The organism is Chryseobacterium salivictor (genome assembly GCF_004359195.1).
GTDB classification, from domain to species: domain Bacteria; phylum Bacteroidota; class Bacteroidia; order Flavobacteriales; family Weeksellaceae; genus Kaistella; species Kaistella salivictor.
The window spans coordinates 1,175,577-1,200,483 of sequence record NZ_CP037954.1 but is presented as its reverse complement, the minus strand read 5'-3'; the positions used below and the strand labels follow the sequence as shown (position 1 = coordinate 1,200,483).

General features: G+C 37.9%; 22 protein-coding genes. 16 read left to right on the top strand and 6 right to left on the bottom strand.

The window, feature by feature from the left end; all coding sequences use genetic code 11:
• Positions 1-19 precede the first annotated feature (19 nt).
• From nadB to NBC122_RS05530, 7 genes are all read left to right on the top strand, one after another.
• Complete coding sequence (nadB, locus tag NBC122_RS05560) at positions 20-1,591, top strand: L-aspartate oxidase (RefSeq protein WP_133439425.1); 1,572 nt, start codon at positions 20-22, stop codon at positions 1,589-1,591.
• A 71-nt stretch (positions 1,592-1,662) separates the two neighbouring features.
• Positions 1,663-2,505: a sulfurtransferase gene (locus NBC122_RS05555; RefSeq protein WP_133439424.1), complete on the top strand. Its 843-nt coding sequence runs from the start codon at positions 1,663-1,665 to the stop codon at positions 2,503-2,505.
• Positions 2,506-2,563: 58 nt separating this feature from the next.
• Entirely contained in the window at positions 2,564-3,424 is an 861-nt protein-coding gene (gene nadC / locus NBC122_RS05550; RefSeq protein WP_133439423.1) for a carboxylating nicotinate-nucleotide diphosphorylase, read from the top strand.
• A gap of 197 nt (positions 3,425-3,621) precedes the next feature.
• A complete protein-coding gene (locus tag NBC122_RS05545) occupies positions 3,622-6,933 on the top strand; it encodes a TonB-dependent receptor (RefSeq protein ID WP_133439422.1) in 3,312 nt (1,103 codons plus the stop codon).
• A 140-nt stretch (positions 6,934-7,073) separates the two neighbouring features.
• The gene (locus NBC122_RS05540; protein WP_133439421.1) at positions 7,074-7,520 is read left to right on the top strand and encodes a hypothetical protein; all 447 of its coding nucleotides are present in this window, start codon (positions 7,074-7,076) and stop codon (positions 7,518-7,520) included.
• 25 nt (positions 7,521-7,545) lie between these two features.
• Complete coding sequence (locus NBC122_RS05535) at positions 7,546-8,538, top strand: aspartate-semialdehyde dehydrogenase (RefSeq protein WP_133439420.1); 993 nt, start codon at positions 7,546-7,548, stop codon at positions 8,536-8,538.
• 78 nt (positions 8,539-8,616) lie between these two features.
• Positions 8,617-9,618 (top strand): cation diffusion facilitator family transporter, encoded by a 1,002-nt coding sequence (locus NBC122_RS05530; protein ID WP_133439419.1) that lies wholly within the window; start codon positions 8,617-8,619, stop codon positions 9,616-9,618.
• Positions 9,619-9,709: 91 nt separating this feature from the next.
• Here the strand turns inward: NBC122_RS05530 and NBC122_RS05525 are convergent, their stop codons facing one another.
• Positions 9,710-10,147 (bottom strand): exosortase F system-associated membrane protein, encoded by a 438-nt coding sequence (locus tag NBC122_RS05525; RefSeq protein ID WP_185145779.1) that lies wholly within the window; start codon positions 10,145-10,147, stop codon positions 9,710-9,712.
• Positions 10,134-10,676: an exosortase family protein XrtF gene (xrtF, locus tag NBC122_RS05520; RefSeq protein ID WP_133439417.1), complete on the bottom strand. Its 543-nt coding sequence runs from the start codon at positions 10,674-10,676 to the stop codon at positions 10,134-10,136. The genes NBC122_RS05525 and xrtF overlap by 14 nt, the downstream gene beginning before the upstream one ends.
• Before the next feature lie 54 nt (positions 10,677-10,730).
• Between xrtF and NBC122_RS05515 the strand changes: the two genes are divergently transcribed.
• From NBC122_RS05515 to NBC122_RS05490, 6 genes are all read left to right on the top strand, one after another.
• Entirely contained in the window at positions 10,731-11,750 is a 1,020-nt protein-coding gene (locus NBC122_RS05515) for an aminoglycoside phosphotransferase family protein (protein WP_133439416.1), read from the top strand.
• 105 nt (positions 11,751-11,855) lie between these two features.
• Complete coding sequence (locus NBC122_RS05510) at positions 11,856-12,260, top strand: GxxExxY protein (RefSeq protein WP_133441068.1); 405 nt, start codon at positions 11,856-11,858, stop codon at positions 12,258-12,260.
• A 90-nt stretch (positions 12,261-12,350) separates the two neighbouring features.
• A complete protein-coding gene (locus NBC122_RS05505) occupies positions 12,351-12,767 on the top strand; it encodes a RapZ C-terminal domain-containing protein (RefSeq protein WP_133439415.1) in 417 nt (138 codons plus the stop codon).
• 55 nt (positions 12,768-12,822) lie between these two features.
• Entirely contained in the window at positions 12,823-13,536 is a 714-nt protein-coding gene (locus NBC122_RS05500) for a nucleotidyltransferase family protein (RefSeq protein ID WP_133439414.1), read from the top strand.
• A gap of 5 nt (positions 13,537-13,541) precedes the next feature.
• A complete protein-coding gene (locus tag NBC122_RS05495; RefSeq protein ID WP_133439413.1) occupies positions 13,542-14,300 on the top strand; it encodes an LOG family protein in 759 nt (252 codons plus the stop codon).
• A gap of 40 nt (positions 14,301-14,340) precedes the next feature.
• Complete coding sequence (locus NBC122_RS05490) at positions 14,341-14,811, top strand: DUF6702 family protein (protein WP_133439412.1); 471 nt, start codon at positions 14,341-14,343, stop codon at positions 14,809-14,811.
• Between the two features lie 453 nt (positions 14,812-15,264).
• Here NBC122_RS05490 and NBC122_RS05485 read toward each other — a convergent pair whose 3' ends face one another.
• Entirely contained in the window at positions 15,265-16,689 is a 1,425-nt protein-coding gene (locus tag NBC122_RS05485; protein WP_133439411.1) for a DUF5689 domain-containing protein, read from the bottom strand.
• A 28-nt stretch (positions 16,690-16,717) separates the two neighbouring features.
• Positions 16,718-19,576 carry a TonB-dependent receptor gene (locus tag NBC122_RS05480; RefSeq protein ID WP_133439410.1) on the bottom strand — a complete coding sequence of 953 codons (2,859 nt, stop codon included), beginning with the start codon at positions 19,574-19,576 and terminating at the stop codon, positions 16,718-16,720.
• 203 nt (positions 19,577-19,779) lie between these two features.
• Here NBC122_RS05480 and NBC122_RS05475 point away from each other — a divergent pair, with 203 nt between their 5' ends.
• Together NBC122_RS05475 and NBC122_RS05470 are read left to right on the top strand one after the other, a co-directional pair.
• On the top strand, positions 19,780-20,973 hold the full coding sequence (locus tag NBC122_RS05475) for an endonuclease/exonuclease/phosphatase family protein (RefSeq protein ID WP_133439409.1): 1,194 nt from the start codon (positions 19,780-19,782) through the stop codon (positions 20,971-20,973).
• Positions 20,974-21,045: 72 nt separating this feature from the next.
• Positions 21,046-21,459, top strand: coding sequence for a DUF6146 family protein (locus tag NBC122_RS05470; protein WP_133439408.1), 414 nt, complete (start codon positions 21,046-21,048; stop codon positions 21,457-21,459).
• Positions 21,460-21,667: 208 nt separating this feature from the next.
• On the opposite strand, the gene NBC122_RS05465 is transcribed toward NBC122_RS05470, so the two are convergent.
• On the bottom strand, positions 21,668-22,264 hold the full coding sequence (locus tag NBC122_RS05465) for a superoxide dismutase (protein WP_133439407.1): 597 nt from the start codon (positions 22,262-22,264) through the stop codon (positions 21,668-21,670).
• 168 nt (positions 22,265-22,432) lie between these two features.
• Positions 22,433-24,301: a transcription termination factor Rho gene (gene rho / locus NBC122_RS05460; RefSeq protein ID WP_133439406.1), complete on the bottom strand. Its 1,869-nt coding sequence runs from the start codon at positions 24,299-24,301 to the stop codon at positions 22,433-22,435.
• 153 nt (positions 24,302-24,454) lie between these two features.
• Here rho and NBC122_RS05455 point away from each other — a divergent pair, with 153 nt between their 5' ends.
• A complete protein-coding gene (locus NBC122_RS05455) occupies positions 24,455-24,844 on the top strand; it encodes a DUF4293 family protein (RefSeq protein WP_133439405.1) in 390 nt (129 codons plus the stop codon).
• Positions 24,845-24,907 lie beyond the last annotated feature (63 nt).

Genomic DNA, 24,907 nt, shown 5'->3' with positions numbered 1-24,907 from the left:
ATTACACCAAAATAACTCCATGATAAAAGCAGACGTACTCGTCATCGGATCAGGAATCTCCGGACTTTCTTATGCGATAAAAATATCCGAAAGAATGCCCGAGGCAAAAATAATCATCGTCACCAAAGCCGATGAAGACGAAAGCAACACCAAATATGCGCAGGGCGGATTGGCCGTAGTAACCGATTTCGACAAAGATAATTTTCAGAAACATATCGATGACACCATGAGAGCCGGCGATGGTGAAAATAATCTTGAAGTGGTAAAAATGGTCGTTCGCGAAGGTCCCGAAAGATTTAAAGAACTTGTGGACTGGGGAACTAATTTTGACCAAAAAGACGGTCACCTCATGCTCGGCAGAGAAGGCGGACATACCGAAAACCGCATTGTTCATCACAAAGATATTACCGGCGCTGAAATAGAACGCGCTTTATTGGCAACGGTGAACAAATCACCGAATATCGAAATTATGGCGCATCATTATGTCATCGATTTGATTACGCAACATCACGTTCCCAATAAAATTTTCGACCTTGAAAAAATCGACTGCTACGGCGCTTACGTTCTTGATGAAAAAAATAAAGAAATAAAGAAAATTACGGCGAAAATCACTTTGGTCGCAACCGGCGGAGCAGGTCATGTTTACAAAAACACCACCAATCCGATTATCGCAACCGGCGACGGAATAGCCTTTGTCCACAGAGCGCGCGGGAAAATTTCGAATATGCAGTATTACCAGTTTCACCCCACCGCTTTATTTTCCAAAAGAGACGGAATGCTGTTTTTGATTTCAGAAGCAGTGCGGGGCGATGGTGCAAAATTGAGAACGAAAGATGGTGCAAAATTCATGCACAAGTATGACGAACGCGAAGAATTAGCATCGCGGGACATAGTTGCCAGAGCCATTGATAATGAATTAAAAATTTCGGGCGATGATTATGTAGGGCTTGATTGCCGCGAAATGAATCAGGAAAGATTCATCGAACATTTTCCCAATATTTATCAGAAATGTTTGGATGAAGGAATCGATCCTTTCACCCAACTCATTCCGATCGTTCCGGCATGTCACTATTTAATGGGCGGAATCGATATCGACATGGACGGCCAAAGTTCCATTAAAAATCTATTTGCCGTAGGAGAATGTACCAATTCTGGCTTACATGGCGCTAACCGACTGGCTTCAAACTCTTTACTGGAAGGGCTGGTCTTCGGTCACAACGCGGCTTTGAAAACAGTCGAACTCCTAAAAATCAATGATTTCAACTTTGAAGATTTGAAAGCAATTCCGCAATGGGACGAAGAGGGTATGAAAATGATGGACGAGATGGTGATGATTTCCTACCTTCGCAGACAATTGCAGGAAATGATGAGCGATTTGGTAAGTATCGTCCGATCAAATGACCGCTTGGCTCTGGCAAAGAGAAAACAACAGGAAATCTTCGAAGCTGTGAATGAACTGTACAACTACTCGATTCTGTCGCCAAAACTTTCGGAACTGAGAAATCTGACCAATATCTCTTATTTGATTATCAAGCATTCATTGATGATGAAAGAGAACAAAGGCGCTTTTTATAATAAAGATTTGGTGTAAATAACGATTTATAAAATAAGACTTCCGAGCATGGAAGAATGGAGAAAGAACTCAAAAAAAAGGGAAAACCCATGAAACTGTCACCAATTATCAACGCTGAAGAGTTAGCGGATTTGAACCGGGAAAATGTCGTCATAGTAGACGCCGGAAGTGGTGGTTCTGCTTATGACAGCCATTTGCATGAACATCTCGACGGAGCGCTCTATGTGGATTTGAATAATGATTTAGCCCAAATTCCGAAAAACATAAAAAATGGCGGACGACATCCGTTGCCCAGTTTAGAAAAATTTGCGGAAGTCTTGATGCGTTTGGGGATCACCCAGGATTCCCACGTTATTGTGTATGACAATAAAAACGCTTCTATTGCCGCAGCAAGATTTTGGTGGATGCTGAGATCTGTAGGAATAGAAAAAGTTCAGGTTTTAAACGGCGGGATACAAAGAGCAAAAGCAATGGGACTGCCCCTAAATTCAAGAATCGTCGAACCCGAACCCGTTGATAAACTTTCATTAAAAGAATGGAAACTTCCGGTGGCGGATATTGATTTTATTGAACGTTATTCTGAAAACCCTGAATATATTATTATTGATGTTCGTGAAAAAGACCGTTATGACGGCAAAACGGAGCCCATCGATGATGTCGCAGGGCATATTCCGGGCGCGATGAATATCCCATTTAAAGGAAACCTTACTGAATACGGAACTTTTAAAAGTCCGGAAATTCTTCATGAAAAATATGCAGAAGCTTTAAAAGATATTCCATCTGAAAAAATAGCGGTGTACTGCGGATCAGGAGTTACCGCTTGTCACACTTTACTGGCCCTGGATTATGCAGGATTTGAAATCCCCAAACCGTACGTAGGATCGTGGAGTGAGTGGTTAGGCAATGGTAAACCTGTGGCTAAAAACAAATAACTAAATTTAAACTTTCACCGAACCTAAAAAAAATGAAGATTCCTTCAAATATAAAAATATGAAAAAACCGATCTACATCACGAAAGACGCTTTAAAGACCTTTATTAAAAACGCATTGGAAGAAGATATTCAAGATGGCGACCATTCTACTTTGGCTACCATTCCTAAAGATCTACAGCAGAAAGCCCAACTCCTGGTGAAACAGGACTGTATTTTAGCCGGAGTTGAACTGGCAGAAATGATTTTCAAACAGTTTGATAAAAACTTAAAAGTAGAACGGTTGATGAAAGATGGTGACCCTGCAAAAGCGGGCGATATTGCTTTTTACATAACGGGAAGCGCCAGATCTATCCTGACTACCGAACGGTTTGTTTTGAACTGCATGCAGCGAATGAGTGGTATCGCAACCATTACCCATGAGTGGGATTCGCGGTTATTGGGAACAAAAACGAAACTTTTGGACACGAGAAAAACAACGCCCAATTTCAGACTTTGCGAAAAATGGGCGGTGGCCATCGGTGGCGGCACTAATCACAGGTTTGGTTTGTATGACATGATCATGCTCAAAGACAACCATATCGATTATAACGGAAGCATCACCAACGCTGTAAAAATGGCAAAGGCATATACTGAAAAGATTAAAAAACCATTAAAGATAGAGGTTGAAACCCGAAATTTAGAAGAGGTAGAAGAAGCTTTGAAAGCCGGCGTCGACAGAATTATGCTCGACAATATGGAGGTTGCAATGATGGCAGAAGCCGTAAAATTAATCGGCAGGAAATGTGAAACTGAGGCTTCCGGTGGCATTACCCGGGAAATGCTGAAAGACATTGCACAAACGGGTGTAGATTTTATTTCCGCAGGTGCACTGACCCATTCTGCAGAGAACATCGACCTGAGTTTGAAGGCTGTGAAATGAGAAAGTGCATTTAAACAAAAAAAGATAAATCAACAACCCTTTTATTAGAGAACAAAATCCCCAATACTTTGATTCCCTTATGAATAGAAGGAAATTTAACAAAATTTTAAAATTTAACAATTTGTTAACGAAAGTACCATTTAATTTAGATATTTTTGCAAAAATCTTTTATAGTAAGTCTAATAAAATTAACTGATATGAATTTTAATCCACTAAAGAAAACTGTTCTCGTTGCTGCTTTAGCATTTGCAGGGTATGGATCCGTAAATGCCCAGGTTACAACAAGTAACATGTCTGGTGTTGTCACAATGAGCGACGGTAAGAAAATCACTGGTGCAACAATTAAAGCGACCCACATGCCTTCTGGGACGGTCTATTCCGCAACTGCAAATTCAGCAGGAGTTTTTAACTTATCCAACATGCGTGTTGGTGGCCCATACAAAGTAGAAGTTACTTATGGTAATGAAAAGCCAATCATATACGAAGACGTATACTTGGAGCTAGGTCAACCTTTCGCACTGAATCCAATATTCGGTGAGAAGACAGCAAATATCGCAGAAGTAATTATTTCTGGAACAGGGGGCAGAAACATGAACAAGACTGGTGCTGCAACCAATATTGGTCAAAAACTAATTCAGGATCTTCCGCAATCTTCGAGAAGTATTACTGATTTTACGAGATTAACTCCGCAGGCAAACGGAAATTCATTTGCAGGTCGTGATGCTCGTTATAACAACCTTCAAATTGACGGTGCGAATTTCAATAACGGTTTCGGTTTAAGTAGCAGCCCATTACCTGGTGGCAATTCTCAACCAATTTCATTAGATGCAATTCAGGAAATTTCTGTAAATATTGCACCTTTTGATGTTACCCAATCTGGTTTTACAGGTGCTGGTATTAACGCCATTACTAAATCTGGAACCAATAAATTCCACGGTTCACTATATGGTTATTATACCGGAAAAGATTTGAGTGGTTGGAAAATTAACGGTGATGAAATTCAAAAAGTTTCCGGTGCGAAAATGACGAATGGATTTACGGTAGGTGGACCAATTGTACAAAATAAATTGTTCTTCTTTTTGAGTGGTGAAAGAGAAACCGCTACCGGTGCAAATGCCTCAGGTGCGAATCTTTGGACCGCTTCACAAGATGGAGTTGCAGATCCTGCAAATAATATTTCAAGAGTTAAAGAATCTGATCTAATTGCAGTTCAAAACCACTTGATCAACAGATGGGGATATAATCCTGGCCGTTACCAAGGGTATGCTGATGAAGCAGAACAACAAGGTGATAAATTTTTACTTCGTTTAGACTGGAACATCAGCGATAAGCACAAGTTTGCAGTTCGTTATAATATGTTGAAAGGAACATCACAGCAACTAGCGAACGCTTCTTCAGGTCCAGCACCAAGATCTTCTTGGGGACGTGTAAGTGATAAAGCAATGACTTTTGAAAGTGGAAATTATGGTTTTGAAAACACGGTAAGCTCTATTACTGCTGAATTAAATTCAACTTTCAACTCTAGTCTTTCCAATAAATTATTATTTACCTACTCAAAAATTCAGGATAAAAGAACTTCTCCTTCAGAAAAGCTTTTCCCTTTTGTTGATATCTGGGATGGTTCTGCTAATGGAGGGAATTACATCAGTTTCGGTACAGAATTATTTTCTTACTTAAACGATGTTGTGAATGACAACTTCTCTTTTACCAATAACTTAACTTATACCGTAGGTAAAAATAACTTTACTGCTGGTATTGCTTATGAAGTTCAAAAATTCGGTAACTCATACACAAGAATGGGAACAGGTTATTACCGTTATGCTTCTGTAGAAGACTTCTTAAAAACAGGTACTTCGGCTGAGGTTGCACCAATTATGTTTGGTTTAACTTATCCATATGCTAACCAAGATACTTATTCAAGAGTTAATTTCGGATTGGCTTCTGCCTATTTACAGGATAGAATTACATTAAGCGACAAATTCAACTTTACAGTTGGTTTAAGAGCAGAGCTTCCTAATTATTTAAATGATCTTACAGCCAATCCATCGATTGATGCATTAAATTTATTAGATAAAAACGGAAACCCAAGAAACTACGCTTCTGGTGAATGGCCAAAATCTAAAGTTTCTCTTTCTCCACGTTTAGGATTCAACTACGATGTAATCGGAGACAAAAGTTTAACATTGCGTGGAGGTACAGGTATCTTTACAGGACGTGTTCCTTTTGTATGGTTAACCAATATGCCAACCAATGCAGGTGTTTTACAAAACACTGTTGAACCGGGTTCTTATGCTGAGATCGCAGGATGGATCGGAAATGTAACTTTCCAACCTCAGGATATTTACTATTATGTAAACAATCCACCAGCAGGAGCAGGAAACGTATTCATCAATAGCCCTAAAGAAGGTGCACCATCTTCATTTGCTTTAGTTGATCAGGACTTCAAAATGCCTTCTGTATGGAGATCAAGTTTTGGCGCTGACTACAAAATTCCAAACTCTGTATTCACATTGACCACAGACATTCTATATACTAAAGATGTAAATTCTGTATTCCAATATGGAGCAAACAGAAAAGAATCTACTGCAAGAATGACCAACCAAGATCGTGTTTACTATCCCAACACTGCATCATACCAGTACAATACTAAAATTGGGGCAAACAGTGCTACTGTTTTAACCAACTCTGATACTAAAGGAACTGCTTTCTCTGCAACTTTTGGAGCGAATATGAGAACTTGGAAAGGATTGTCAGGATCAGTATTCTACACGTTCTCTGAAGCAAAAGAGATTTCTGCAAATGCAGGATCAAGTGCAAGTTCAGCTTGGCAGGCATCACCAACTGTTGATTCTCCAAACCAGCAAGACTTGAGTATTTCAGCTTTCTCTGTTCCTCACAGAATTGTTGCTAATGTTAGTTATAACATTAAAAACACTACAATTGGAGTTTACTACAGTGGAGCTAACCAAGGAAGATTCTCTTACTACTATTCTAATGACGTGAATGGTGATGGTATCGCGAATGACTTAATGTACATCCCTAAAGCTGGTGAAGTAGTAAAGTTTGCTGATATCAAATCAGGTACAACTACTGTGTTTACGGCTGACCAGCAACGCGCAGCATTTGACAAATTCATCGCTGACAACGGATTAGAAGCATACAGAGGTCAAATTCTTCCTCGTAATGAATTCTTGCTACCATGGTTAAACCGTGTTGATGTTCGAATTTCACAGAACTTATTTACCGATATGGTTCAAAAAGGAGACAAAGTAGCAATCAGTTTAGATATCTTAAACTTTGGTAACCTACTTAACTCTCATTGGGGAATTCAGGATAACACAGTTAGCTCTTACGGCGCAGCAGTGTTAGGCAGATCAGGAAACCTTTCTCCAGATCCAACCTTCCAGATGCTACGTTCGGGTGCTGACCTTGTCAATGCACCGTACAGACCTGCAAGTAACAGATTTACTACTTGGAGCGCAATGTTAGGATTTAAATATTCTTTCTAAAACAAGCTTCTAATTATAGCAACTGCCTTACAATTTATTTTGTAAGGCAGTTTTTTTGTATCCACCTCTATCTTATCTTTCCTTTACCATGCCACAATCGTCGGGATTTTTTTTATCTTTGCCATTAACAAAAAATTACTATGGACACATTTAAGATTATTACTGAAGCACACAAAGGTTTTGCTTATTTAATTTTGCTTTCGGGCATTATCTTCATCGTTGCATTATTGATGACCATGTTTGGTTACTCCGGAAAAATCAAAAAATTATTACGGACCTCCACTTTAATTACCATGATTTTATTTCACGTTCAGTTAATCGTTGGAATTTTCATGCTGGTCTTTTCTCCAGGCTTAAAAGGGGCGTTGGAAACAGGAACATTAATGAGCAATGCTGCCTCAAGATTCTCTTACGTGGAACATCCGGTATCAATGCTGATCGGTGTTGTCTTAATGACCATCATTAATAAATACATGAAATCACACGAAACCCTTGCGATGAAAATCGTTATTATGGGACTTATTGCTGTAGCATTTTTTGCCTACGCATTCCCATGGTCAAGAGTGTTTCCTTCCCTTTTTGCTTAAATTAATTTAAAAACAAATATTCTTAATGAAAATAGCAGTAGTAGGCGCTACCGGAATGGTGGGACAAATTATGTTAAAGGTTCTGGAAGAAAGAAATTTTCCGGTAACCGAATTAATTCCCGTAGCCTCCGAAAAATCAATCGGTAAAAAGATCACCTTTAAAGGAAATGAATTCGAAATTGTTTCCATGCAGGACGCTTTAGACCGAAAGCCCGAAATCGCTATGTTTTCTGCAGGCGGAACAACTTCATTAGAATTTGCCCCGAAATTCGCAGCCGTTGGAACGATTGTCATCGATAATTCTTCTGCCTGGAGAATGGTTGCGGACAAGAAATTAATCGTCCCGGAAATCAATGCTCATGTTTTAACCAAAGAAGACAAAATCATTGCAAATCCAAACTGTTCTACCATCCAGTTGGTGATGGTGTTACACCCTTTGAATCAAAAATACGATGTTAAACGGGTCATCGTTTCTACGTATCAGTCGGTAACAGGAACAGGAAAGAATGCCGTAGATCAGCTGAATGCGGAAGTTATCGGAAACAAAGATGTTGCAAAAGTCTATCCGTATGAAATCTTCAAAAATGCATTGCCACAATGTGATGTATTTGCAGAAGACGATTATACCAAAGAAGAAATCAAACTGATGACCGAACCCAAGAAAATTCTGGGCGACGACACTTTCAATATTACCGCAACAGCAGTTCGAGTTCCCGTACAGGGTGGACATTCTGAAAGCGTCAATATCGAATTCGAAAATGATTTTGATTTGGACGAAGTGAAAGCGATTCTTGCAGAAACTCCTGGGGTGACCGTCTTAGATGATGTGAAAAACAACATTTATCCAATGCCTTTATATTCAGAAGGTAAAGATGAGGTTTTCGTAGGAAGAATCAGAAAAGACCTGTCGCAGCCCAAAACATTAAACCTTTGGATTGTCGCAGATAACCTTCGGAAAGGTGCCGCAACCAATGCGGTACAGATTGCAGAATATCTCTACCACAACAAATTAGTCTAAATAAAATGCTCACATCAAGTGGGCATTTTTTATGGATTAGAGTCATCAAACATTCCTAATAAGTATAATAAAACTCAAATGTCAGAAAATAAACAAATTCCAAATACCAACTTCATTTTTCAGAGAAATGTAGCCCTCGTTGGCATCCTTCTTTTCGTGGCGAAATTATTGGCCTGGCATTTCACCAATTCCGATGCAGTTTTCTCAGACGCCATGGAAAGTATCGTGAATATCATCGCCGCTTTCATGGGATTGTATTCGCTTTATCTCGCAGCAAAACCGAAAGATATCGAGCATCCTTACGGACACGGAAAGGTAGAGTTTGTAACTTCCGGTGTAGAAGGAGCATTAATTATTTTTGCCGGAATCATCATCATCGTTCAGTCTATAGATTCCCTTTTACACGGCAATATTCCAAAGCAGTTAGACTGGGGAATAGCAATTGTCGCAGTTACGGCCGTCATTAATTATTTAATGGGGCATATTTCTCAAAAGAAAGGCATTCAGGAAAATTCTCTCGTTTTACAAAGTTCAGGGAAACATCTGAAAAGTGATACCATCACCACTTTGGGAGTGGTAGTCAGTTTAATTTTAGTGCAGATCACAAGCCTGTATTGGATTGATGCTGCGGTAGCACTCCTCTTCGGTACCTATATTATATTTATCGGTTACAAAATTATTCGAAAATCGTTAAGCGGAATAATGGACGAAGCCGATTTGGGAATGCTTGAAAAGTTATCAAAATTCCTGAATGAAAACCGAAAAAGACAGTGGATCGACGTTCACAATATGAGGATCCAACAGCATGGCAGTGGACTTCACATCGATGCGCATCTTACATTACCGTGGTATTATGAACTTCGCAAAGCCCATAATGAAATGGAAGATCTCTATAAACTGATTGGTGAAAATACAGACAGGACCATTGAATTTAATTTTCATTTGGATGACTGCAAACCTATTTCCTGCGAAATTTGTGAATTGTGGGAATGTCCGGTACGGCAAAGACCGTTCGTTAAAAAAATAGAATGGAATGCAAAAACCATTGCGCAGGTTGGAAAGCATTCGGTTGAAGATTGAAAACCGCTCACAGAATTTTGTGATCTCTGATTTAAAAATGAATCTGATTAAACACAGGTTTAACTAATAATTCACAAAAAGATTATCATCATTACAAATTCAATTTTTGAATGTGCGCACGGTAATAAAACAAGGGAATGATCAACAGCAAAATTAAAGGCTGAATGACGAATCTTCTCATATAAAAAGAAAAAAGATACCCGATTTCAAATTTTGTATGAATGCAGTAAAGATAGATGGGAAAGGTAATTGCAAAAACAATCACCATCAAAACGACCGCCTGTAAAGTCCACTTTTTATTTTTAAAAATCAAATAAACTACGGCGGCGGAAAAAATTAAATTTAAAGAAAACCGAAAAAAATAATTCAGAATTAAAGGGAACCATTTAAAATCCGGAAAGGAAGCATGCTTATTGGCCAGATGAAAAAAGGCCTGAAAAGGATCATAAAAGATTTCGCTTTCTACAACCCTTACCGCAATTAAACCCAACACCGCCATTGCGACCCAAATCCAGTTAAGTACTTTCATTTTCAGCGTCTTTTAGGGCGTAAAATTTAATCCAGATTAACCAGAGCAGCACAACACTTCCGTAAATAATCGCCGGGAAGAAATAATCATGGGCGATTTTAGAATATCGGGGATGCTCCACCAGTACGATATTCAGACCGACGATACGCAAAACATTCATAATGTGAAGGAAAACGACTCCTAATGCAGCAAATATAAAAGTTTTGAATCCTTCGTAAAAAGCAAAGATAAAAGCCAAAAACAAAATCATCACCGAAATTGCGTTGCAGCCTTCAACCATGCGCGAAACATATTGGCCACTCACAAAGAACCACGTGGTTTCCTGTTGCGGCTTTCCTGCAATCATTTCCGATGGATATCCGAGTAGATTCTGCAGAAAATCAACCTGCGTCATCACCCACGTCGAGAAAGCATCTAAGCCCGCATTTTTGAATCCATTGAGATAAAACTGATAGCCCAAAACCATCACCACATACAAAATGATGAAACGCAGAAGAATTTTCAGAACCGGCTTGAAGTCATTGAACATAACAACAAATATACTGTTTTCTAAAATACGTTTTTACCTTATCTTTGTAAAAGTATGACTGATCAAAAAGCAAAAGATTTTTTCGAAAAATATACCGGAGAATCTGCTCTGGAGTTTTCTATATTGGCCCAAAGTGGATCTGCAAGAATTAATTTTGTAGGTAAAAGTTCCGGCGGAAAATATATTATTACCTTCAACGAAAACAGTCGTGAGAACGAAAGTTTTTATTATTTTTCCGATCTATTTTCTAACTTAAATGTGAAGGCTCCGAAAGTATTGAAAATTTCCGAAGACCTTAATCTGTATATTCAGGAATTTGTTGGGGAGCACACTTTATCAGAAATCATCGGGAAAGAAGGTTTGACCGAAAGAGTGAAAACTTTAATTAAAAAAACACTGCACCAACTCGCAGAAGTTCAGCGCAAAACTGAAAATCAAATCGATTATTCAAAAACTTTTGAATATGAAAACTATGGTGAATTGCCGATTACAAGCGATTTATTTTATTTCAAAAGTTTCATCGCCGATGTTTTAGAAATTCCTTATCACAAATCTTCTCTGTTACTGGAATTTAAACAACTGGTTTCGAAAATAGAAAACATGGAGCCAAAAGGATTGATGATGCGCGATTTTCAGGCCAGAAACATTATGGTGAATCATCAGGATGAAATCTTTTTTATCGATTATCAGGCGGCAATGAAAGGACCGCTGATGTATGATGTAATCTCGTTCCTCTTTCAGGCAAAAGCCAATTTCCCAACCGATTTTAAAAATGAAATGCTTACCTATTATTTCTCCTTTTGGAATGAAGAAAAAGCGCTTCAACTAAAAGACTCGGTAAAACCGATTCAGCTTATCCGGTTCCTGCAGGTTCTGGGTGCTTACGGTTTCCGTGGATTGATTCAGAGAAAAGAACATTTCATACTGAGCATCGATAAGGGCATTGAAAACCTTTACCAATTTTCGGAAAACTGGCAGGAAATGGAAGAATATCCGGAATTGAAGAAACTTATTGATCAACTGAATTCTGCAGAAACTAAACAGAAAATCCAGCAGATAATTTTAAAAGAATAAAATGTAGGCAATTTACCATTAAGGTTAATGAAGGAATTAAGAAAATTAAGGTATTTTCCACCAGGGAATTTTTAATATGAAAATGTATTTAAAAACGTTAACATGATGACAAAAAAGGAGGTTACGCAATTATCTTATGAAATTGTAGGATTAGCGATTAAAGTTCATAATAATCTGGGTCCAGGATTATTAGAATCTATTTATGAAGAATGTTTGAAATATGAATTATTAAAAAACGGTTATGAAGTAAAACAACAATTGATTGTTCCAATCACTTATGATGGAGTGGAAATGAATACCAAACTCATCGTTGATTTATTAGTAAATAACTGCATCGTTATAGAAATTAAAGCTCAGGAAGAAATCCTACCTGTGCATCAGGCGCAACTTCTCACTTATATGAAAGTTTTAAAAAAGCCTCAGGGCCTACTGATCAATTTCTTTACCACTAACATTACAAAATCGATGAAGCCATTTGTTAACGAATATTTTAATGAACTCCCAGATTAATATTTTTGACAAGTCAAAAATAACTTAATGAATCTTAATCTCTTAATTAAATCTTAATGGTTAAATTGCAAATTATTAATTTAATAAAAAATGGCTCTAACAATAGAAATACACAGTTTTTCATATAAAAAGGGAGGAATCCCAAAAGACAATTCAGGTAATGGCGGCGGTTTTGCCTTTGACTGCCGCGGCATTTTGAATCCCGGCAGAGTGGAAGAATATAAAACACAAACCGGTTGCGACACCGGTGTTCAGGATTATTTGGAAACAAAAACCGAAATGCCTGATTTTTTGGAACTGGTGAAAAGTATCGTTTCCATTAATATCGATAATTATATCGGTCGGGATTTTGATCATCTTCAAATCAATTTTGGATGTACCGGCGGGCAGCACCGCTCGGTGTATGCGGCAGAAAAAACCGCGGAATTCATTCGGAAGAAATATCCGCAAACAACGATCACACTTAATCACGACGAACAACCTCAGCTAAACCATGAATATAAGTAATGGGTAATGAGCAATCTGCTTATTACTCATCACTGATTACTGATTACTTATAAAAATGAAAGCACTTATTTTCGCAGCGGGAAAAGGAACCCGGCTAAAACCTTTTACCGATCATCATCCAAAAGCTTTGGCTTTGGTTAACGGTGTTCCTTTGTTAGAGAGAAATATCAAATATTTACAAAGTTTTGGAATTAATGATTTCGTTATTAATATTCATCATTTCGGGGAGCAGATTTCTGAATTTTTAAAGAAAAACGATGATTTCAATTCAAATATTGAAGTTTCAGATGAGAAAGATCAGCTTTTGGAAACAGGCGGTGGATTGGTTTTTGCAAGAAAGTTTCTGGATCATGGTGAAGACTTCCTCATAATGAATGCTGACATCTTAACGGATTTAAATTTAAATCTTTTCGTAGAATACCATCAGGACCAAAAAGATTTTGCTACTTTAGCGGTTTCCGACCGTAAAAGTTCGCGAAAACTGCTTTTCAATGCAGAAATGATTTTGAAAGGTTGGTTAAATGTAGAATCTGGCGAACAACGGCTGGCGGAATTCAATAAAGGTTTTAAGCCTTTGGCTTTCAGTGGAATTCATTGTGTAAATCCAGAAATCTTTAACAAAATAAAAAGAACCGGAAAATTTTCGATTATGGAAGAGTACCTGGATTTAATGAGCAATGAAAGTATCCACGGTTACGAACACTCAGCTACAATCATCGATGTGGGAAGGCCAGAATCAGTCATTGAAGCAGAAAAAATTTTTAAGTAAATCTGATGAGCAAAATAAAAAGAGGAAAAGGTACAACAAGAATAGTTGCAGGAAACGAATTCGAAATAGACCAAAAAGTACAAAATTCCTTTAAAGAAAAAACCTGGGACGAAACCATCACCAAAGACAGCTGGATGGTTTTTAAAATCATGGCCGAATTTGTAGACGGGTACGAACGCATGGCCAAAATAGGACCCTGCGTTTCGATTTTTGGTTCAGCCCGAATGAAAACCACTGATGCTCACTATGATCTCGCTGTAGATATTGCAGAGAAAATTACAGAAATAGGATTTGGAGTCATCACCGGCGGCGGACCGGGAATCATGGAAGCAGGAAATAAAGGCGCCAGAAAAGGAGGTGGAAAATCCATCGGTCTTAATATCGAATTGCCTTTTGAACAGCATTTTAATCCTTATATTGACAAAGGTTTGAGCATTGATTTTGATTACTTTTTTGTCAGAAAAGTAATTTTTGTGAAATATTCTCAAGGCTTTATCGTGATGCCGGGCGGTTTTGGGACTCTTGATGAATTAATGGAAGCCATCACTTTAATTCAAACCAATAAAATCGGCAGATTTCCGATTGTGCTGGTTGGTTCAAAATTTTGGGCAGGCTTACTGGAATGGTTTAAAAATACCTTATTAGAAAACGGAATGATTTCTGAAGAAGATCTGAGCCTGTATCGGGTTGTAGACACAGCAGAAGACGCGGTTGCCCATATAAAGGCGTTTTACGACAAATATCAGGTGAACGTCAACTTTTAATTGGCACTATATTTGAGAATATTTAATTACAAATAATGAAATGAAAAAGCATTTATATATTTCCTGGGTTTTTGCATTGATGCTCCTGATGAGTTTTGCGGTTGCAGACTTTTATTCGTCAATGACAAAAGTAGATTACCTCGAAGCAAGTAAAACATTGAAATTTACCACGAAATTAAATACCGCTCATATATCCGACGCCATCAAAATAAATCCCAACACTGCAGGCTTTGAAGCAGAGGTTAAAAGATACGTGAATAACAATTTTGATTTATACGTGAATGGAAGCCCAAAAACGCTGACTTTTACAGGGAGTCAGGTTAACGGGGAATCAGTCTGGGTATATTTTGAAGCAAACGGGATATCGGAAATCAGCACCATCAGAATCAAAAATACAATTCTGCTGAGTTCTTTCCCAAAACAGTTTAATCTGGTCAATATCGCGTACAAAGGAAATCAGCGGACCATGAATTTTCAAAGAGGTAAGGAAGTGAATGAAGTGAGTTTTTAAAAAAAAATCATTTCAAAATATAATCCGTTTCAATTCAATTGAGACGGATTTTTTTATTTGAATTACAGCAAATATTTCTGTTGTTTCCAGTGCATAAGACAACAATATATGATCTTGTCAGCAATAGATTTTTTATCCCAACCTGCGCCAAATTACGGAACTGTACCAAGACTGTTTTAATCCTTCCGTTCTGTTCGGGAAAGACCTCAATTAAGGTAAATGAATGCCAGCCGTAAATTTTTAATGATGGTTAAAGTCCATTTTTTGATTCATCTTTTAAAGCAGAAAGTTCATTGAATAAAAAGAGTATAAAATTCGTTCTTCCCAATTTTTATTACGTTGCCGGATATGTTTTAAAACAAAGAATTTAATACTAACATCAGAAATCTCAAAAAAAAATCCGCCTTTGTGAAAAGGCGGATTGACATCATTACATGATAGAAAGACTTATTCTTACTCTACTTTGATATTATCTAACTGGATGGTTGTAGTTACACCAGCTCCGTTTCCAGTATATTTAAACATAATAAAACCGTTACCTGACAAACCTGCAGGGAACACATAGCTTCCAGCTGGCGCCAAGGTTCCGTAACCTGAAGTAGGCAATACAGGAAGTGTAAAGTTGGTGGTAATATCTGTTAAGGTAGCAGAAGTTACATCTCCCAATGGTTTATAATTGGTTGAGGTATATACTTTCAAAGCAGCTCCGTTAAAAGAACCTACATTCACATCAAATGAAAGTTTTTTACCTGGAGTGAAGTTTACCGGTACGATAAAAAAGGTCTCAACCGCGGTAGTTCCCGAATTGTTTGAAGTTGTTGCTCCAAAAGACGTCAGCTGAATATACTTATTGCTCGAGAAAGTTCTTATTTCCCAATTTCTTACCCCTAAAACGGCATCATTGATGTATTTTGGGAAAGTGTTAAAGTACGGTGCGGCTGTATTTGCAGGGTAACTTTCAAAATTTTCCGTGAAAGTAGAAGGATAGGTGATATCTGTACCTCCTTTTGGTGGATTCGGGTTGAACCTTGTTCCTGTTGGTGGAATATTGACGTCATTCAGGCTTCTGATTAACATTTGATAACCTGAATTATATTTGCTTACAACAAAAGTCAAACTGCCGCTGCCTTTAGGTAGAAGACTTGCTCCGTAACTTGCAAAACCTGAACTTCTCAGCACAGTAGATCCGCCAATGGCGTCTTCAATTTTTCTGTCGGTATCTACGCCAGCTCCGGCAACATACTCAATATATGTTTTGTTTACCGGATAGAGGTCGGCGATATTAAACTGTACATTAGGAACAGTCACCAAAGTATTGATGTATTTGTCCTGCATTGCAGCGCTTAAACCTGGTAATGCAGTAGGTTTGATGGTGACGATATCCATCGTATTTCCATTGCAAACTGCCGAAATATATCTTGAAAATAATGCTCCCGGAATTCTCCCGATTGCGAAGTTAGGATCTACAGAACCGATTTTCACGGAACCACGATCTAAACCTAACCGTAAACCTTTAGCATTAATTCTGATATGCGTTCCCACAGGGAAATCTGCATAATTACTTGCTCTGTCTACTTCCATTTGCAAACCTGCAGTCGGATTTTCCGGTTTATCCTGGAAAGAAATGGTTTTGTAGAAATTTCCATTTTCGTCAGATGAAACGACATATGCGTCAAAAATAAGATCGTCTTTAATTAATAAATAACCTGTTGATGGTGCCTTGGCTTTGAAATCGGCCATCGAGATATTTGCAGCATCAAATTTATTTTGACAATTAATCGGCGGCGTATCCCAATCATCATTATTTACACAAGAGCTTACTGCAAGTGCCGATACAGCAACTACAAAAGCGGTTTTAAAATATTGTTTAAAATTCATTTTATTGTTTTTAAAATTCTGATTATTATTAAAATCTAACTTGAACATTTACGAAATATGATCTTCCTTGAGTGTACCAGTATTTCGGTCCGAATAATGGGAACTCTCTGTTATTCTCTTCCACATATCCCGGATAAGTTACTCTTCGTGTTTGCTCGAAACCTCCCGTAATATATTTAGTGTTATCTAAAATATTATTGACAGACGCGGTAAGCAATACATAATAAGCTCCCAATCTCCATGATTTACCAACATTGGCATTGAGGAAATAAGCAGAAGGAAGTCTGTGCGGAGCCAATACATTTCTCAGTTCAGCTTCATCAAGACCTGCATAAGGAGTTCCGGTCACAGGATTCTGAACAAATCTTTCTGTTCTTAATAATGCAGACGGATCTAAGAAGTTTTGATCTAAATAATTCCAGTTGGCACCAAACCACCAATATTTCGGTGAATTATATCTGAAACCTAATGAATAACCCTGTTGTGGCGTTCCACCTTGTTTATAATCTTTTAAATAAGCCTTGCCTAAATCAAGATAAGATTTCCCGTTCTCGAAAGTTCCTGCCGCGTCTGATGTAAAATAAACATTGGGATCATTTTCATAGGTAAACTGACCGATACTTGCCAAACCTTGGATAGACAAAGTCGGTAAGATTTTAATGTCAACACCTAATTCTGCACCCAAATTTCTTTTCTCTAGATTAGACATGATCTGGGTTACGAAAGCACTTTGTACATTCGCAACTGTTCCGTCCTGTCCCGCTGACTGCAGCTGAATTCCATCGGCAAAGAATCTTTGAACACTGGTTTCATTTTGAGTATCTACCAAATAACCGGTCAATCTCATTTTGAAGAACGGTGTACTCATTACATAACTCAAATCATTAGCATTAATGATGGTATTTTTAATATTCGGTGTTACAGAAGCATTAACTCTTGGATTCATGAAGATATCCTCTAAGAAAGGCGCCTGGGAAAAATAAGCTCCGTTGTACACGATGAAATTTCTACCATCGACTTTATAAATCACCTGTCCTTTCAGACCGAAATTCCAGAAATTATAATCCTGGCTTTTTCCAAATGAATCTTTGTACAGATAATTGTGGTAAAGACCTTCTCTAGAGGAAGTAGAATATCCGGCTAAACCAGAAACAAATACGTCAAATTTACCAGCCTGGAATTTCAATCCTGGATTCACTTTCACCTCCTGTCTTGAGAAGTTATAGTCGTAATTAATTTTATCTCCTACTTTTTTTGCAACGTCGGTTTCACCTTCATTATAAAGTCCGCTGGTACCTGGTTGATTAGTCGCTGCAAACGGATCTTTGTTTAATGCAAAATCAGCACCTAAAAGATCTTTTACTTCGCGGTATAATTCTGATTTGTAATTTTCATAAGATACGTTTAACAAGAACTTAGTGGTAGGGTTAAAATCATATACATAATGCGTTCCTGCATTGAAGATTTTGTCATCGCTTACATCAGCAACTTGGAAATACAAAGCACGTCTACCAGTTACCCCAAAATGATCTGCTACTGGTTGGATTCTATTATTCTCGTACATTTTATCCCAATTAAGCTGAGTAAAATCTGCACCCGAATTCCAACCATTTACGGCTACTTGATACGCATCTTGGGCAGTTGTAAGTGTACCATTTGGATCAATTACCGAAGCATTAGGATCTAGAGAATCATAATAGCTCGGTAAGTATCGGTAATAAGTTGGTGATGGATTTTGAACCCCTTGCCAATCTAATCTCGCCCCTTTATCTTTGCCAAACTGATAAGAGACTGCAGTTCGAAGGCTTGATTTATCATTAATTTTCCAGAAATCCTGCATTTGGAAAATCGGCTGAAATCCTGATTTCACTCGCTCATTTCTTTTTTTGCCGTCTTGCCATCCCCAGTAGGAATTATAGTGAACCCCTCTGTAATCATACACCTCCTGAGTACTCGGACTTGAAGTAGATCTTCTGTAAGGTGCAGCAAATGCATTGAAAGTGATGGTATGGGAATCACTGAATTTTTTCTCAATTCCTAAGAATCCTCCCAAAGCGTCATAAGAAGTTCCTTCCTGAATTCCTTCCTGTGCCCATCTTCTTGCCGCCATTGCAGTAAAAGCCCATCCGTTTTTATTCATTCCCGAACTGTAACGCAATGACGCTCTGTTTCTGTAATTTCGGTTGGTTAAAGAATAGGTTGCCTGGAATCCTTTGCGGTATTCACTTGCATTGGTGTTTTTATAAATAACAGAACTTGCACCACCAAATGCATACTCAGAAGGCGCGTGATTGGCAGAAATTTCAGGATATCGGGTGATCTCATTCAGTCCACCCCAGTTTCCGAAATCTACATTTCCGTTATCAGATTTCACCATAGAAACACCGTTCATCATGGTTTCTCCAGATCTTCCATCGATGCCTCTTGGCCGGAACCAGTAAGCCCCCAGATCAAAAGCAGCAATTCTACTGAAAACATCCTGAGAAGATTGCAATAAACCTACTGTCGTCGATTGGCTGGTGTTTTCTTCGTCACCACTACTTTCAATAATGGCAAGACCTTGATCCGCAGCAGTTAAATTAGAATAAAGCGTAATAACGCCCAAATCCTTTCTTTTTTCATTACTGACATCAAACTCCATCACTTTCGTTTCGAAATTGGGTTTGGAAATGACAATTTGGTAATGACCCGTTCCTAGATCGACAAATTGGAAATACCCAATTTTATCAGCCTTCACATCATTGCCAGAGCCCTTTAAATCAATCTCTGCATTTTCCACTGGCTTCCCATCTCCGTCTTTCAAGTAAGCATAAACCGTAGTTTGTGCAAAATAAAAAGACGCTGGAAGCAATGTAAACATAGAGATTAAAGATAGTTTTTTAATCATGTTTATAATTTGTTTTTGCTTTTTGAATCTAAAAATCAATTCACTAAATTAATTAACGCAAATTTAGACATAAATATATTACTTTACATTTTTTTAACACATTTTCGATTACATTTGTGATAAAAATTAGTAGTATAAAAAATTTCGCCGCCCAAATATAATTTATTACTAACTTTGCCCAAATAATATAATTATTAGTTATAATGAAAAAAATTGTATGTTTTTTATGCTTAGTCACATTCTGTATTTCTTTCGGTCAACAGAAAGGTCAATTAAGAAAAGTGGCTACTATCGGCTTTTTAAATGTTGAAAATCTTTGGGATACCATAGCGTCTGCAGACTATATTGATGGGACCAAAGACATCAGCAACCCAGCTTTCCACCGAAGCGTGCCTCTGGATTCTTTAAAATACTTAGAAACCACAGAAGAATATCGTGGTGAGTGGAGCGACGCTTTGCTAAAAGGAAAAAAAGTAGTCCGCAAGCAAATTCTTGCTGATGACTTTACTGCAAACAGTCCAAAAAACTGGAACACAAAAAACTACAAGATTAAATTAGCGAATGAGGCAAAAGTTATCTCGGAAATGGGCGCTCAATACACCAAATCTGCACCTGTAATTGTAGGTTTAATTGAAGTTGAAAACAGACAGGTTATCGAAGATCTGATTAAACAGCCTGCCCTTGCCAAATACGATTACGGAATTATCCATTACAATACTTATGACGCAAGAGGAATTGACGTAGCACTGATCTATCAAAAAAGAAGATTTACACCGACCAATTCTTTAAAGAAAGAAGTGAAAATCTATTATGACGGAAAAAGATCTTACACCAGAGATGTATTGGTCGTTACCGGCTTTCTGGATAATGAGAAAATCGCAATTTTTATGAATCACTGGCCATCAAGAAGTGGCGGCGAAGCCCGTTCATTACCTGCAAGAAATGCAGCGGCAGTAGTACTGAAACAGCAGATGGACAGCATTAGATTAAAAGATCCTTCCACCAAACTATTTGCAATGGGAGATTTTAATGATGATCCAGTAAGCTCCAGTTTAAAAAACCATTTGAAAGCAGCATGGGCTCCAAAAGACGTGAGCCCCGAAATGCCTTACTTAAACCTGATGTATCCTTTGTATAAAAAGGGAGTTGCTTCACTGGCATACCAGGACGCCCCGAATTTATTTGACCAAATAATCGTTTCAGGAAATCTGATTTCTGACCAGGTAGGAAAGGAATATTCCGTCTATAAAACCGAAGTATTTGCCCCTCCTTACCTCATCAACAGAGAAGGGAACTGGAAAGGCTATCCTTTGCGTTCCTGGAATGGCGACAAGTTTACCGGCGGCTATAGTGACCACTTCCCCGCATTTGTGGTCGTGCAGCGAGAAGCTAATTAATAAAATTTAAAACCGTTTTTCGAAACGGTTTTTTTGGCTGTAAATTTGATGATCTAATAAAAAAACATTCCAATGAAAAAACTAATATTTCTCCTTAGTATTCTGATGCTCAGTTTAAGTTGCTCGACCCAAAATAATGCTGCCAATCAGAATAAAGACAATGCTCCAATCCAAGCGCAGAAAAACGAAGATGGTGAATATGATCTTGAAGTTCTTGACGGCCAATGGAACTATTTTATCAATGCGGTTGCCAAACCAATGAATATGTATTCTGAAACTTATCTGAAGACTAAAAACCAATTTCTGGTCAGCGAATGGAATTCCTATTATTTCGCCGGCCGCTACAGAAACATCATTGAATCTTCTATTGATTATGATCCCAACATTGATTACGGGCTGAAATTCGAATACAAACTCTATCAGGTTTTCGCCTTTGTAAAATGGAAATACGGTTTGAAATTAAATGGATTAGGCGCAACTGATTAATTTCCATGCGTCTAAGAATAAATTATTGAAAAAGGCAATTAGGAAATCCGACCTGATTTGAAATCCTTTAACCCGATAAAACTGTTGCCCAAAAAAGCCAGCGGAAATCCGAAAGTTCTTCTGAAATAAAATTAATTACGAAAGGTTCATATCCAAAAAAACAAAAAGTTCAGAAAATTCTGAACTTTTTTTATCGGATTATTTCAATCTACTTATTGAATTTTTCTTCTACTTTATCCCAGTTTACAATGTCAAAAAATGCTGAGATATAATCTGGTCTTCTGTTTTGATAATGCAAATAATAAGCGTGTTCCCAAACATCAATTCCCAAAACCGGTACTCCCTGGCAATCTGCGACAGGCATTAGCGGGTTATCCTGATTCGGCGAAGAACAAACAGCTACCGATCCATCTGCTTTTTTACACAACCAAGCCCAGCCTGAACCGAATCTTGTTTTTGCTGCTTCAGAGAAATCAGTTTTGAATTTCTCAAAACCACCATAAGCGTCGATTGCAGCTTTTACATTTCCTACCGGTTCTTTGCTGCCTCCTGGAGTTAGAATTTCCCAGAAAAGGGAATGGTTGAAATGACCACCGCCATTATTTCTCACCGCCATTTTATCTGTTCCGGTTTTACAGATTTCTTCGATAGATTTTCCCTCTAAATCTGTTCCTGCAATTGCTTTATTGAGGTTGTCAATATAAGCCTGATGGTGTTTTGTGTAGTGGATTTCCATTGTTTTTGCATCAATAGTGGGCTCCAGTGCGTCGTACGCGTATCCTAATTTTGGTAATTCGAATGACATAATTTTATTGTATTAAATGTTAATATCCCAAATTTAACCATTAATTAGACCAATTCCAAAAAGGCCGGATTACTTTAATAAATCTTTAACATTGACAGCAACAAAAAAACCGTTTCGAAAAACGGTTTTTATTTATTTAAATCACCTTTAAAAGATAATTCTGTTTTTTTATCTGTTCATAGACATTAAGAACTCTTCATTATTCAAAGTCTGCTTAATACTTCTGTTGACAAATTCCATCGCTTCTACCGGGTTCATATCGGCCAAATATTTTCTTAAAATCCACATTCTTTGCTGAACGGTGTCTTCTAAAAGTAAATCATCTCTTCTTGTACTGGAAGAAGTTAAATCAATAGCCGGGTAAATTCTTTTGTTGGCAATTTTTCGGTCGAGTTGCAGTTCCATATTTCCGGTTCCTTTAAACTCTTCGAAAATCACTTCATCCATTTTAGAACCAGTGTCAATCAGTGCTGTTGCAATAATGGTTAATGAACCACCGCCTTCAATATTTCTGGCGGCACCGAAGAATCTTTTCGGTTTATGCAAAGCATTGGCATCAACTCCACCCGATAAAATTTTCCCTGAAGCCGGAGTTACCGTATTGTAAGCTCTCGCCAAACGCGTGATAGAATCCAGTAAAATAACGACATCATGCCCGCATTCCACCATTCTCTGTGCTTTCGATAAAACCAAATTCGCCACTTTTACGTGTTTTTCAGCTGGCTCATCAAATGTAGAAGCGATTACTTCCGCATTGACACTTCTTTCCATATCGGTTACCTCTTCCGGTCTTTCATCGATGAGTAAAATCATCATATAAGCTTCCGGATGATTGGCTGAAATTGAATTTGCAATTTCTTTCAGCAACATTGTTTTACCCGTTTTCGGTTGCGCTACGATCATTGCTCGCTGACCTTTTCCAATCGGTGTAAATAAATCAACAATTCTGGTAGAAGGTGTCGCGTTTTTCCCCGTTAAATTAAATTTTTCTTCCGGGAAAAGAGGCGTTAAAAATTCGAAAGCAACGCGGTCTTTAATAAACTCGAGATCTCTGCCGTTAACTTCTGTAGGTTTTAATAAGGAGAAATATTTTTCACCTTCTTTCGGTAATCTTACAATTCCTTTTACGGTGTCTCCTGTTTTTAAAGCATAATTTCTAATCTGGTTCGTAGATACATACACATCGTCTGGAGAAGAAATATAGGAAAAATCGGAGGAACGTAGGAAACCGTAGTTGTCCGGAAGGATTTCCAGTACGCCTTCAATGGTGACCATTCCGTCAAAATTAAATTCTTTTCTGGCAGGCTCTTCGTTGGATTCACCGCTTTGTTGATTTTTATTTTGGTTAGGATTTTTATGCTGATTGGGATTCTTGTGCTGGTGCTGCGGTTGTTTATTTGGGTTTCCGCCCTGATTTGGATTTCCGTTGCCTGACTGATTTTGGTTTGGATTTCCGTTTTGATTTGGATTTCCGTTTCCGGATGAGTTGGGATTGGAGTTTTGATTTTTAGGTGGTTCTGGCTTGGCTTCTATCGGAGTTTCGGCTTCTGCAACCACTTCTTTTTCTGTATTTTCAGTCTCCGTTTTTGGCGGAGCGACACGTTGTCTTTTTTTCTTCTGTTGAATCTGAGCTGCTGCTTTAGGCTGGTCAGTTTCTGAATGTTCAGCGCTCTTTTCCGCTTCGGCCTTCACAGGAACTTCTTTTATATCCTCAGAATTTTTCGCAGGAACTTCTTTAGGTTCTTCTTTCTGAGTTTCGGCAGAATCCTCTACAGGTTTTTCTACTTTCTTTTTCGGAGTTGGTTTTTTAACTGCTGGCTTTTTGGGTGCCGGAGTTTTTGGTTCTTCTTTATTCATAGGAGTTTCTGTCGCGCTGTAGTAATCTTTCACTACTTTTGTATTGGATGCTTGAAAATCCAAAATAGCAAAAATCTTATCGTTTTCAGAGCTATTTTTAGCAATTTTAACGCCCAGATCGCTTGTGATTTTAGTCAAATCTGCATTGGATTTTGACCTTAATGTTTCAATGTTGAACATAAATGTTACGCAAAAAGTAATTTATAAGTAATTGTAAGTGAGAAAGCTAGGTCGGGTGACTTTTCTTTTATAGGACATTTGTAGTGCAAATCTACGTTTATTTTTTAATTATGCAAAAAATTATTGTTATTTTTGTAACCAGAATAAATTAGTATGTTGCAGAGAATACAGACTGTATGGATATTTCTGGCGATTTTAGGCGCCGTGTTTTTGTTGATCACAGGACAGGACTTTTCCCTTTTCGGATCTGTCCCTTTTATATCCATAGCGTGTGTTGCGCTCATGCTTTTGCAATGCATCAGTATCTTAAGTTATAAAAACCGCAAAAGACAAATTCAGCTGAATACCATCAGTGTAATTATAAACGCCTTGTTGCTCGGTTTATTGGCGTATTGGCTACTCACTTTATCCGGAGGAATCGATTTTCCTGAGAAGGGTATTGAGCCTGTTTTCCCGTTATTATCCATGATATGTTTGCTCATAGCAAATGTATATATACGGAAAGACGAAAGGCTCGTAAAATCTGTAGACAGACTCCGCTAAACTCACAACGATTTTTTTTGAGTGAAACAGTTCCTTCGGGGACTGTTTTTTTTATCATTTCAT